This is a genomic window from Microbacterium sp. S308A+ (assembly GCF_049800815.1).
In the GTDB taxonomy this organism is placed as follows: Bacteria; Actinomycetota; Actinomycetes; order Actinomycetales; family Microbacteriaceae; genus Microbacterium.
The window spans coordinates 751695-764303 of sequence record NZ_JBNAFT010000002.1; the positions used below are offsets into that span (position 1 = coordinate 751695).

The following is a 12609-nucleotide window of genomic DNA, read 5'->3' on the forward strand; positions in this document are numbered from 1 at the left end:
AGAGCGCCGACGCCGCAGCCGCCGAGGCGGCCGCCGACTCTAGGCGACCCCGCGCTCTCGTCCCGGTGCTTTCGGAGACGGTCGAGCGTCGGCGTCGCCGCCCCGGCTCCTCCGACCCCGACCGTTAAGGTAGAAGCATGACGTATTCCGTCGCCGTCTCCGGCGCATCCGGCTACGCGGGCGGCGAGATCCTCCGCCTCCTCGCGGGCCACCCCGACATCGAGATCCGCACCGTCACCGCGCACTCGAACGCCGGTCAGCCGCTCGTCGAGCACCAGCCTCATCTGCGCTCCCTCGCGCACCTCACCCTTCGTGATACGACGCCGGAGGTCCTCGCCGGCCATGACGTCGTCTTCCTCGCCCTGCCGCACGGTCAGTCTGGCCAGTACACCGACGCCCTCGGCGCTGCGCCTCTGGTGATCGACGCGGGGGCGGACCACCGTCTCACCTCGCAGGACGCCTGGGACGCCTTCTACGGCGGGGCCTTCCACGAGCCCTGGGCGTACGGCGTGCCGGAGCTCCTCGTCGGGGGGACGAAGCAGCGCGAGACGCTGCGCGGCGCGAGCCGGATCGCCGCCCCCGGGTGCAACGCCTCGACCGTGAGCCTGAGCCTCGGGCCCGGCGTCGCAGCGGGCGTGATCGATCCCGCCGACATCGTGAGCGTGCTCGCGGTCGGTCCTTCCGGCGCGGGGAAGAGCCTGAAGACGAACCTCCTCGCGAGCGAGATCCTCAGCTCGGCGAACCCCTACGCCGTCGGCGGCACCCATCGGCACATCCCGGAGATCCGCCAGGCGCTCGCCGCCGCAGCGGGGACCGACGGATCTGAGATCCGCATCTCCTTCACTCCCGTCCTCGTGCCGATGGCGCGCGGCATTCTGGCGACGAGCACCGCCCCGATCGCCCCCGGCGTCTCGGACGAGCAGATCAGGGACACCTGGGAGCGGGCATACGCCGATGAGCCTTTTGTGCAGCTGCTTCCGGCCGGACGGTTCCCCCGCACCGCAGACGTCGTCGGGGCGAACACCGCTCTCCTCGGTCTCGCGATCGACCGGGCGGCGAACCGGGTCACGGTCGTCGCCGCCGTCGACAACCTCGTCAAAGGGACCGCAGGAGCGGCGGTCCAGTCCATGAACCTCGCGCTCGGCCTCCCTGAAGGAACAGCGCTGACCACGAACGGAGTCGCGCCGTGAGCGTCACCGCCCCGCAGGGATTCGAGGCAGCCGGTGTCGCCGCCGGTCTCAAGAGCACGGGCAAGCCCGATGTCGCCGTGATCGTCAACCGCGGTCCGCGCAAGGTTGGCGCCGCGGTCTTCACCAGCAACCGGGCCAAGGCCAACCCGATCCTCTGGTCCCAGGAGGTCGTCAAGGACGGCACCGTCGAGGCCGTCGTGCTCAACTCGGGCGGTGCGAACTGCTTCACCGGCAGCTTCGGGTTCCAGACCAGCCACCTCACCGCCGAGAAGGCGGCGGAGCTCCTCGGCGTCAGCGCGGGTGACGTCGTCGTCTGCTCCACCGGCCTCATCGGCACGGGGGACGAGACGTTCCGCCGCCGGGTGCTGGAGGGCGTCGATGCGGGTGTCCGCGCGTTGAGCGCCGAGGGAGGTCTCTCCGCCGCCGAGGCGATCATGACGACGGACACGGTCGCCAAGACCGCGGTCGTCTCCGGCGACGGCTGGACGATCGGCGGGATGGCGAAGGGGGCGGGCATGCTCGCGCCGGGGCTCGCGACGATGCTCGTCGTGATCACGACCGATGCCGATCTCGACGCCGACGAGGCTGACGCTGCCCTCCGGCGGGCGACGGACGCCACCTTCGATCGGCTCGACTCGGACGGCTGCATGTCGACGAACGACCAGGTCACCCTGTTGGCCAACGGCGCCTCCGGGATGCGACCGGACCCGGAGGCGTTCGCCGCGGCGCTCGCGGCGCTCAGCGGCGACCTTGCGAAGAAGCTCCAGCAGGACGCCGAGGGGGCGAGCCATGACATCACGATCGAGGTCCGGGGCGCGGCGAGCGAGGACGAGGCCGTCGAAGTGGGCCGATCGGTCGCCCGCAACAACCTCTTCAAAGCCGCGATCTTCGGGAACGACCCGAACTGGGGGCGTGTGCTGGCGGCGATCGGCACGACGTCCGCGCAGTTCGATCCGTACGACGTGGACGTATGGATGAACGGCGTCCGTGTGTGCTCGGCAGGAGGCCCCGATCGGCCGCGCGAGGACGTCGACCTCACGCCGCGCGCGACCGATCTCGTCATCGACCTGAAGGCCGGGGCCGCGAGCGCGACCATTCTCACGAACGATCTCACCCACGACTACGTCCACGAGAACAGCGCCTACTCCTCATGAGCGACCTGCAAGACACCGCCCCCGAGATCGCCGCCGAGAAGGCCGCGACCCTCATCGACTCCCTGCCCTGGCTGAAGAGGTTCCGCGATCAGATCGTCGTCGTCAAGTACGGCGGCAACGCGATGATCAGCGACGAGCTGCAGGACGCCTTCGCCCAGGACATCGCCTATCTGCGCTATGTGGGAGTCCAGCCCGTCGTCGTGCACGGCGGCGGACCGCAGATCTCGAACATGCTCGACAGGCTCGCAATCCCGAGCGAGTTCAAGGGCGGCTACCGGGTCACCTCGACCGAGGCGATCAGCGTCGTGCGCATGGTGCTCACCGGGCACATCAACCCGCAGCTCGTGGCGAAGATCAACAGCCATGGCCCGATCGCGACAGGACTCAGCGGAGAGGACGCCGGGTTGTTCGGCGGCCGCCGCCGCGGGGTGATCCTCGACGGCGAGGAGGTCGACCTCGGCCGGGTGGGCGACGTGGTCCAGGTCGACCCGACCCCGGTGCTGGACCATCTCGCGGCGGGGCGCATCCCGGTCGTGTCCAGCATCGCGCCGGATCTGGACCATCCAGGCCAGTCTCTCAACGTCAACGCGGACGCTGCGGCCTCGGCGCTGGCGACCGCTCTCGGCGCGGTGAAGCTCGTGATCCTCACGGACGTCGCGGGACTCTACGCGGACTGGCCGAACCGGGATTCGCTGGTCTCCCATATCACCGCCTCCGAGCTGGCCGAGATGCTCCCTTCGCTGGAGTCCGGCATGATCCCGAAGATGCGCGCCTGTCTGGACGCGGTCCAGGGAGGGGTCACGGCTGCGGCCATCATCGACGGCCGAGTCGCACACTCGGTCCTCGTCGAGCTCTTTACCAGCGAGGGGATCGGCACGGAAGTGGTCGCGGACGGAGAGGCGGTCGCCGGATGAGCGATTGGCAGCAGAGCGCAACGAACGACCTGATGAGCCTGGGCGGACGACTCGCCCTGCTCACGCGCGGCGAAGGGTCGTCGGTCTGGGACGCCGACGGTCGTCGCTATCTCGACTTCCTCGGCGGGATCGCGGTCAACTCCCTCGGGCACGCCCATCCCGTCTTCGTCGAGGCGGTGTCGCGTCAGGCTGCGACCCTCACGCACATCTCGAACTACTTCGCCTCGCCCGCGCAGCTGGAGCTGGCCGCGCGTCTGAAGCGTCTGGCCGGCACTGGCGACGCCGGGCGGGTGTTCCTCGCGAACTCGGGTGCTGAGGCCAACGAGATGGCCATCAAGCTCGCGCGTCTGCATGGCAACAAGAGCGGCCGCACGACCATCCTCGTGATCGAGGGCGCCTTCCACGGACGGACGATGGGAACCCTCTCGCTCACGCCTAAGGCCGCGTACCGCGAGCCGTTCGAGCCTGCGCTTCCCGGTGTCCGCACCGTCGCACGGACGATCGCCGGGCTTGACGAGGCGTTCGACGACACGGTCTCGGCGATCGTGATCGAGCCGATCCAGGGCGAGGCCGGGGTCGTGGAGCTCCCCGAGGGCTTCCTCGCCCGGGCACGAGAGCTCGCCACCGCGCACGATGCCCTCTTGATCCTGGACGAGGTGCAGACCGGCTCGGGGCGCACGGGGGAGTGGTTCGCCTTCCAGGGCGCCGGCATCGTCCCGGACGCGGTCACCGTCGCGAAGAGCATCGCGGGCGGCTTCCCGATGGGAGCCCTCATCACGTTCGGCGCGGCGAGCGGGCTGTTCTACCCGGGCACCCACAACTCGACCTTCGGCGGCAATCCGCTTGCCAGCACGGTCGCCAACGCGGTGCTCGCGCACATCGAGGACGAGAGCCTCCTGATGAACGTCCGCGCGCGGGGGGCGGAGCTGCGCGCGGCGGTCCGTGGACTTCCCCTCGTGAAGGGCACCCGGGGAGCCGGTCTCCTCATCGGCATCGTGCTTGACCGCCCCGTCGCCGCGGTGGTCCGCGAGGCGGCTCAGGAGCGTGGACTGATCGTCAACGCCCCGACCGACGATGTCATCCGCATCGCACCCGCCTACACGATCGGCGATGCCGAGGTGGCGGAGTTCCTCGATCTCTTCGGGGCCACGCTCGCCGCGGTCGCCGAGACCCTCGACCCCGAATCCCATCCCACCGCCACGGAGAGTCCCGCATGACCCGCCACCTGCTTCGCGACGACGACCTCAGCCCTGCCGAGCAGGCCGAGGTCCTGGATCTCGCGATCGAGCTGAAGAAGGACCGGTGGGCTGACAAGTCCCTCGCCGGTCCGCAGACCGTCGCGGTGATCTTCGACAAATCCTCGACCAGGACTCGCGTGTCCTTCGCGGTCGGCATCGCCGATCTCGGCGGCTCCCCGTTGATCATCTCCACGGCCAACAGCCAGCTGGGCGGCAAGGAGACGCCGTCCGACACCGCCCGGGTGCTGGAACGCCAGGTCGCCGCGATCGTCTGGCGAACCTACGCGCAGTCGGGGCTCGAGGAGATGGCCGCGGGGACGCGCGTGCCGGTGATCAACGCCCTCTCGGATGACTTCCATCCCTGCCAGCTGCTCGCCGACCTGCTCACGATCCGTGAGCACAAGGGGGAGCTCGCGGGTCTGACGCTGTCGTTCTTCGGCGACGGGCGCAGCAACATGGCCCACTCCTACGTGCTCGCCGGCGTCACTGCCGGGATGCACGTCCGCGTCGCCTCTCCCTCCGCCTATGCGCCGCGCGCCGACGTGATCGAGGCTGCCGAGCGCCGTGCGGCGGAGACCGGGGGATCGATCACGCTCTTCACCGCCCCGGACGAGGCGGCGGTCGGCGCCGACGTCGTGGTCACCGACACCTGGGTGTCGATGGGCAAGGAGGAGGAGAAACGAGAGCGGCTCCGTGATCTCGGCGCGTACAAGGTCACGACCGGGATGATGGAGCTGGCCGCTCCTGGTGCGATCTTCATTCACTGCCTGCCTGCCGATCGAGGATACGAAGTGGACTCCGAGGTGATCGACGGTCCGCAGAGCGTCGTGTGGGATGAGGCGGAGAACCGGCTCCACGCTCAGAAGGCTCTGCTGGTCTGGCTTCTCGGGAAGCAGGGCGAGAAGTGAGCGCCGACGGCGGAGGGACGACCAACGAAGGCGCGCTCTGGGGTGCACGCTTCGCCGGCGGACCCAGTCCCGAGCTTGCTCTGCTCAGTCGCTCGACGCATTTCGACTGGGTACTGGCGCCCTATGACATCGCGGGGTCCCGTGCCCACGCCAAGGCATTGGCGGCGGCGGGATACCTGGAGCCCGACGAGGAGCGCCGCATGGACGAGGGCCTGGACACCCTCGCCCGGGCGGTCGCCGACGGCTCGCTGCGGCCGGACCCCGCCGACGAGGACGTGCACGGCGCTCTCGAGGCGGCGCTCATTCGTGAGGTCGGTCCCGAGCTCGGCGGACGTCTTCGCGCCGGGCGGAGTCGCAACGACCAGATCGCGACTCTCGTGCGGATGTATCTCATCGACCATGCCAGGGTGATCGCACGCGACGTGCTCCGGCTGATCGATGCCCTCGTCGCTCAGGCCGAGGCGCACCCTTCGGCGATCCTCCCCGGCCGCACGCATCTGCAGCACGCGCAGCCGGTGCTGCTCGCGCATCACCTCCAGGCACATGCCTGGCCGCTCGTGCGCGACCTCGAGCGACTGGTCGACTGGCGGGCACGGGCCGGCGTCTCCCCCTACGGCGGGGGTGCGCTGGCGGGATCGACGCTCGGACTAGACCCGGCTCTCGTCGCGCGGGAGCTCGGTCTCGACCGTCCGGCGGAGAACTCGCTCGACGCCACTGCGGCGCGGGACGTGGTGGCAGAGTTCGCGTTCGTCGCGGCGACGATCGGGGTGAACCTCTCCCGGCTCTCGGAGGAGATGATCCTCTGGAACACACGGGAGTTCGGTTTCGTGACCCTCGACGACGGGTACTCCACGGGATCGAGCATCATGCCCCAGAAGAAGAACCCCGACATCGCCGAGCTCGCCCGGGGGAAGTCCGGCCGGCTGATCGGCAACCTCTCCGGGCTCCTCGCCACGCTCAAGGGGCTCCCTCTCGCCTACAACCGCGACCTCCAAGAGGACAAGGAGCCGATCTTCGACTCGGTCGTGACGCTGGAGACCGTGCTGCCGGCGTTCACCGGCATGGTCGCGACGCTTCGCTTCCACACCGAGCGGATGGCCGAGCTCGCCCCTCAGGGTTTCTCGCTCGCGACCGACGTCGCGGAATGGCTGGTCAAGAACCGGGTGCCGTTCCGTGAGGCACACGAGATCTCCGGGGCTTTGGTCCGGGCGTGCGAGGAACGAGGGATCGGGCTCGAGGACGCCTCCGACGGCTTGCTCGCCGAGGTGTCGTCGCACCTCGTGCCCTCCGTGCGCGAGGTCCTCACGGTCCAGGGCTCTGTCGCCAGTCGTGACGGAGCAGGAGGGACGGCGCCCGTGCGCGTCGAGGAGCAGCGAGTCGAGCTGGTCGCGCGTGCGCAGACGGCCGCGCATGCCCTCGGACTGTGACCCCGATCCGGCGGATGCGGCCCTCGGGTGCCGGAGGCTCCGACACGCCCGGGATCCTGCGACGATTTGCCCGGATCCGTAGGTCCGCGTAAGTTATTACCTGTTCGCCCCAAGCGGTAGAGCGAAAGGGCCGGAAGGCCTGACTCCCCAAGCGGCGAACAACTCCCAACCTTCGAGCAAGAGCTTCCCCTGTGGTGGCCGATGCGCTAGAATGGGAAACTCGCTTCTCCGTCTCGCCTCCGGGTGCAGGGAGGAGCGAGAGACGTTGCCCCACCTGCGATGCCGCGAGGCTGATCTGTGGGAGCATCCGTTCCTTGAGAACTCAACAGCGTGCACTTGTCAAATGCCAAGTAACCTCGCCTCGGCTTCGGCTGGGGGAGATTCCTTTGGATCGAAGACCACTCTTTTTGGGTGGCATTGGATGAAGTCAGTTGATTTTGTCTCTTTGGTCAGTTTCGAACTCGCTGCGGCCTCGTTTTCCCGGGGTTGTATGCATTTTTTCTTTACGGAGAGTTTGATCCTGGCTCAGGATGAACGCTGGCGGCGTGCTTAACACATGCAAGTCGAACGATGAACCCTTAGCTTGCTTTGGGGGATTAGTGGCGAACGGGTGAGTAACACGTGAGCAACCTGCCCTTCACTCTGGGATAAGCGCTGGAAACGGCGTCTAATACTGGATATGAGACGCAACCGCATGGTTAGTGTTTGGAAAGATTTTTTGGTGGAGGATGGGCTCGCGGCCTATCAGCTTGTTGGTGAGGTAATGGCTCACCAAGGCGTCGACGGGTAGCCGGCCTGAGAGGGTGACCGGCCACACTGGGACTGAGACACGGCCCAGACTCCTACGGGAGGCAGCAGTGGGGAATATTGCACAATGGGCGGAAGCCTGATGCAGCAACGCCGCGTGAGGGATGACGGCCTTCGGGTTGTAAACCTCTTTTAGCAGGGAAGAAGCGTGAGTGACGGTACCTGCAGAAAAAGCGCCGGCTAACTACGTGCCAGCAGCCGCGGTAATACGTAGGGCGCAAGCGTTATCCGGAATTATTGGGCGTAAAGAGCTCGTAGGCGGTCTGTCGCGTCTGCTGTGAAATCCCGAGGCTCAACCTCGGGCCTGCAGTGGGTACGGGCAGACTAGAGTGCGGTAGGGGAGATTGGAATTCCTGGTGTAGCGGTGGAATGCGCAGATATCAGGAGGAACACCGATGGCGAAGGCAGATCTCTGGGCCGTAACTGACGCTGAGGAGCGAAAGGGTGGGGAGCAAACAGGCTTAGATACCCTGGTAGTCCACCCCGTAAACGTTGGGAACTAGTTGTGGGGTCCTTTCCACGGATTCCGTGACGCAGCTAACGCATTAAGTTCCCCGCCTGGGGAGTACGGCCGCAAGGCTAAAACTCAAAGGAATTGACGGGGACCCGCACAAGCGGCGGAGCATGCGGATTAATTCGATGCAACGCGAAGAACCTTACCAAGGCTTGACATACACGAGAACGGGCCAGAAATGGTCAACTCTTTGGACACTCGTGAACAGGTGGTGCATGGTTGTCGTCAGCTCGTGTCGTGAGATGTTGGGTTAAGTCCCGCAACGAGCGCAACCCTCGTTCTATGTTGCCAGCACGTTATGGTGGGAACTCATGGGATACTGCCGGGGTCAACTCGGAGGAAGGTGGGGATGACGTCAAATCATCATGCCCCTTATGTCTTGGGCTTCACGCATGCTACAATGGCCGGTACAAAGGGCTGCAATACCGTGAGGTGGAGCGAATCCCAAAAAGCCGGTCCCAGTTCGGATTGAGGTCTGCAACTCGACCTCATGAAGTCGGAGTCGCTAGTAATCGCAGATCAGCAACGCTGCGGTGAATACGTTCCCGGGTCTTGTACACACCGCCCGTCAAGTCATGAAAGTCGGTAACACCTGAAGCCGGTGGCCTAACCCTTGTGGAGGGAGCCGTCGAAGGTGGGATCGGTAATTAGGACTAAGTCGTAACAAGGTAGCCGTACCGGAAGGTGCGGCTGGATCACCTCCTTTCTAAGGAGCATCTGACACTTTCGGGTGTCCAGAACCCAGGTCGAATCCGAATGTGGTTCGCTGGGGCTCATGGGTGGAACGTTTGACATGGCATCAGCGCAGTTTGTTTCTCTGAGTACGCCGTTCGCGGTGGGAAAGGGGGGATGGGTGAGCGGGGTGTCTGCACGCTGTTGGGTCCTGAGGGACCGGATGTGAGTCCGTTCCTCTGGGCCTCTTGCTGTCTTCCTTTGTGGGAGGTGGGGAGGGGTGCCGCCCGTACTTTGAGAACTACACAGTGGACGCGAGCATCTTCGACATGGCCCTTTGGGGTTGTGTCGTTTTGATGATCTTAAAGATCATTAGTCAATTTCGAATTTTTCGATTCTTGATGAACTCATGTGATTTCAAGTCTTTAAGAGCAAACGGTGGATGCCTTGGCATCTGGAGCCGAAGAAGGACGTAGCAATCTGCGATAAGCCTCGGGGAACTGATAAGCGAGTTTTGATCCGAGGATGTCCGAATGGGGAAACCCCGCTGGGCGGCGTGCCGACCTAGTGACTCCCGCCTGAATATATAGGGCGGGTAGAGGGAACGTGGGGAAGTGAAACATCTCAGTACCCACAGGAAGAGAAAGCAACCGCGATTCCGTTAGTAGTGGCGAGCGAAACCGGATCAGGCTAAACCGGGTGTGTGTGATAGCCGGCAGGCGTTGCATGCTCGGGGTTGTGGGACATACCTGATTTTTCTGCCGAAGGATCGACGTGACAGAAGCGTATAGACGAACGGTCTTGAAAGGCCGGTCATAGAGGGTGCCAACCCCGTAGTCGAAATGCGTGTTCTGGCGTGGTGTGTATCCCAAGTAGCACGGGGCCCGAGAAATCCCGTGTGAATCTGTCAGGACCACCTGATAAGCCTAAATACTCCCAGATGACCGATAGCGGACAAGTACCGTGAGGGAAAGGTGAAAAGTACCCCGGGAGGGGAGTGAAATAGTACCTGAAACCGTTTGCTTACAAACCGTTGGAGCACCCCTGGTAGGTGTGACAGCGTGCCTTTTGAAGAATGAGCCTGCGAGTTAGTGATATGTGGCGAGGTTAACCCGTGTGGGGTAGCCGTAGCGAAAGCGAGTCTGAATAGGGCGTTTTAGTCGCATGTCCTAGACCCGAAGCGAAGTGATCTATCCATGGCCAGGCTGAAGCGACGGTAAGACGTCGTGGAGGGCCGAACCCACTTAGGTTGAAAACTGAGGGGATGAGCTGTGGATAGGGGTGAAAGGCCAATCAAACTTCGTGATAGCTGGTTCTCTCCGAAATGCATTTAGGTGCAGCGTTGCGTGTTTCTTGCCGGAGGTAGAGCTACTGGATGGCCGATGGGCCCTACAAGGTTACTGACGTCAGCCAAACTCCGAATGCCGGTAAGTGAGAGCGCAGCAGTGAGACTGTGGGGGATAAGCTTCATAGTCGAGAGGGAAACAACCCAGACCACCAACTAAGGTCCCTAAGCGCGTGCTAAGTGGGAAAGGATGTGGAGTTGCTCAGACAACCAGGAGGTTGGCTTAGAAGCAGCCACCCTTGAAAGAGTGCGTAATAGCTCACTGGTCAAGTGATTCCGCGCCGACAATGTAACGGGGCTCAAGCACGCCACCGAAGTTGTGGCATTGACATTATTGGTAGGCCTTCGTGGTCCAGCCGTGTTGATGGGTAGGAGAGCGTCGTGTGGCGAGTGAAGCGGCGGTGTGAACCAGCCGTGGACGCTACACGAGTGAGAATGCAGGCATGAGTAGCGAAAGACGTGTGAGAAACACGTCCTCCGGAAGACCAAGGGTTCCAGGGTCAAGCTAATCTTCCCTGGGTAAGTCGGGACCTAAGGCGAGGCCGACAGGCGTAGTCGATGGACAACGGGTTGATATTCCCGTACCGGCGAAGAACCGCCCAAGCTAATCCAGTGGTGCTAAGCGCCCAAACCAGTGCATCGTCACCTTCGGGTGGCACCGTGCTGGGGAGCGCGCGACCCCATGCTGGTGCGGCTAGCGTATTAACAGGTGTGACGCAGGAAGGTAGCCCAAGCCAGGCGATGGTTGTCCTGGTGCAAGTGCGTAGGCCGAACGGTAGGCAAATCCGCCGTTCATGCAGGCTGAGACACGATGCGGATGAAAAGTGGGTGATCCTATGCTGCCGAGAAAAGCATCGACGCGAGGTTCTAGCTGCCCGTACCCCAAACCGACTCAGGTGGTCAGGTAGAGAATACCAAGGAGATCGAGAGAATCGTGGTTAAGGAACTCGGCAAAATGCCCCCGTAACTTCGGGAGAAGGGGGGCCATCCACTTATTAGGATTTACTCCGAAAGGGTGTGGTGGCCGCAGAGACTAGTGGGTAGCGACTGTTTACTAAAAACACAGGTCCGTGCCAAGTCGCAAGACGATGTATACGGACTGACGCCTGCCCGGTGCTGGAAGGTTAAGAGGACGGGTTAGCTTCGGCGAAGCTCAGAATTTAAGCCCCAGTAAACGGCGGTGGTAACTATAACCATCCTAAGGTAGCGAAATTCCTTGTCGGGTAAGTTCCGACCTGCACGAATGGCGTAACGACTTCCCAACTGTCTCAACCGCGAACTCGGCGAAATTGCATTACGAGTAAAGATGCTCGTTACGCGCAGCAGGACGGAAAGACCCCGTGACCTTTACTACAGCTTGGTATTGGTGTTCGGTGTGGCTTGTGTAGGATAGGTGGGAGACTTTGAAGCGTGGACGCCAGTTCATGTGGAGTCATTGTTGAAATACCACTCTGGTCACTCTGGATATCTAACTTCGAACCGTGATCCGGTTCAGGGACAGTGCCTGGTGGGTAGTTTAACTGGGGCGGTTGCCTCCCAAAGAGTAACGGAGGCGCCCAAAGGTTCCCTCAACCTGGTTGGCAATCAGGTGTCGAGTGTAAGTGCACAAGGGAGCTTGACTGTGAGACTGACAGGTCGAGCAGGGACGAAAGTCGGGACTAGTGATCCGGCAGTGGCTTGTGGAAGCGCTGTCGCTCAACGGATAAAAGGTACCTCGGGGATAACAGGCTGATCTTGCCCAAGAGTCCATATCGACGGCATGGTTTGGCACCTCGATGTCGGCTCGTCGCATCCTGGGGCTGGAGTAGGTCCCAAGGGTTGGGCTGTTCGCCCATTAAAGCGGTACGCGAGCTGGGTTTAGAACGTCGTGAGACAGTTCGGTCCCTATCCGCTGCGCGCGTAGGAAGTTTGAGAGGATCTGACCCTAGTACGAGAGGACCGGGTTGGACGAACCTCTGGTGTGCCAGTTGTTCCGCCAGGAGCACCGCTGGTTAGCTACGTTCGGGATGGATAACCGCTGAAAGCATCTAAGCGGGAAGCCGGCCTCAAGATGAGACTTCCATCACCTTCGGGTGGAGAGGCTCCCAGCCAGACTACTGGGTTGATAGGCCAGATGTGGAAGCACGGTAACGTGTGCAGCTGACTGGTACTAATAAGCCGATGACTTGATAACACACCGTTCTTGGTGCTTGCGTCCACTTTGTGGTTCTCGACGTATGGTCGGGAACCACACAACATCTTGTGTTGTGTGTATGACTGAAACGTCAATAGTGTTTCGGCGGCCATAGCGTGAGGGAAACGCCCGGTCACATTCCGAACCCGGAAGCTAAGCCTCACAGCGCCGATGGTACTGCAGGGGGGACCCTGTGGGAGAGTAGGACACCGCCGGACTCCCTTTACGGAATGGCCACCCAGAGATGGGTGGCCATTCTGCGTTAAC

At 63.2% G+C, this 12609-nt stretch carries 6 protein-coding genes and 3 rRNA genes; all 9 read left to right on the forward strand.

The features are described from left to right. Positions 1–137 precede the first annotated feature (137 nt). The 9 genes from argC (at position 138) to rrf (ending at position 12560) form a co-directional block, all read left to right on the forward strand. On the forward strand, positions 138–1190 hold the full coding sequence (gene argC / locus ACP15J_RS09460; RefSeq protein ID WP_424936740.1) for an N-acetyl-gamma-glutamyl-phosphate reductase: 1053 nt from the start codon (positions 138–140) through the stop codon (positions 1188–1190). Further along, the gene (argJ, locus tag ACP15J_RS09465; RefSeq protein WP_424936741.1) at positions 1187–2344 is read left to right on the forward strand and encodes a bifunctional glutamate N-acetyltransferase/amino-acid acetyltransferase ArgJ; all 1158 of its coding nucleotides are present in this window, start codon (positions 1187–1189) and stop codon (positions 2342–2344) included. Before argC ends, argJ begins: the two co-directional genes overlap by 4 nt. Continuing rightward, positions 2341–3258, forward strand: coding sequence for an acetylglutamate kinase (gene argB / locus ACP15J_RS09470; protein ID WP_424936742.1), 918 nt, complete (start codon positions 2341–2343; stop codon positions 3256–3258). Before argJ ends, argB begins: the two co-directional genes overlap by 4 nt. Further along, complete coding sequence (locus ACP15J_RS09475; RefSeq protein ID WP_424936743.1) at positions 3255–4475, forward strand: acetylornithine transaminase; 1221 nt, start codon at positions 3255–3257, stop codon at positions 4473–4475. The genes argB and ACP15J_RS09475 overlap by 4 nt, the downstream gene beginning before the upstream one ends. Beyond that, positions 4472–5404: an ornithine carbamoyltransferase gene (gene argF, locus ACP15J_RS09480; RefSeq protein ID WP_424936744.1), complete on the forward strand. Its 933-nt coding sequence runs from the start codon at positions 4472–4474 to the stop codon at positions 5402–5404. The genes ACP15J_RS09475 and argF overlap by 4 nt, the downstream gene beginning before the upstream one ends. Further along, entirely contained in the window at positions 5401–6831 is a 1431-nt protein-coding gene (argH, locus tag ACP15J_RS09485) for an argininosuccinate lyase (protein ID WP_424936745.1), read from the forward strand. The genes argF and argH overlap by 4 nt, the downstream gene beginning before the upstream one ends. A gap of 502 nt (positions 6832–7333) precedes the next feature. Next, a 16S ribosomal RNA gene (locus tag ACP15J_RS09490) occupies positions 7334–8858 on the forward strand. Between the two features lie 381 nt (positions 8859–9239). Beyond that, positions 9240–12342: ribosomal RNA gene (locus tag ACP15J_RS09495) — 23S ribosomal RNA — on the forward strand. A gap of 101 nt (positions 12343–12443) precedes the next feature. After that, positions 12444–12560, forward strand: a 5S ribosomal RNA gene (gene rrf, locus ACP15J_RS09500). The 16S, 23S and 5S rRNA genes sit together here, the layout of an rRNA operon. Positions 12561–12609 lie beyond the last annotated feature (49 nt).

Excerpts from the sequence above, each read along its gene's own strand:
- argC (WP_424936740.1), top strand. The coding sequence starts at position 138 with ATGACGTATTCCGTCGCCGTCTCCGGCGCATCCGGCTACGCGGGCGGC.
- argB (WP_424936742.1), top strand. The coding sequence starts at position 2,341 with ATGAGCGACCTGCAAGACACCGCCCCCGAGATCGCCGCCGAGAAGGCC.
- ACP15J_RS09475 (WP_424936743.1), top strand. The coding sequence starts at position 3,255 with ATGAGCGATTGGCAGCAGAGCGCAACGAACGACCTGATGAGCCTGGGC.
- argF (WP_424936744.1), top strand. The coding sequence starts at position 4,472 with ATGACCCGCCACCTGCTTCGCGACGACGACCTCAGCCCTGCCGAGCAG.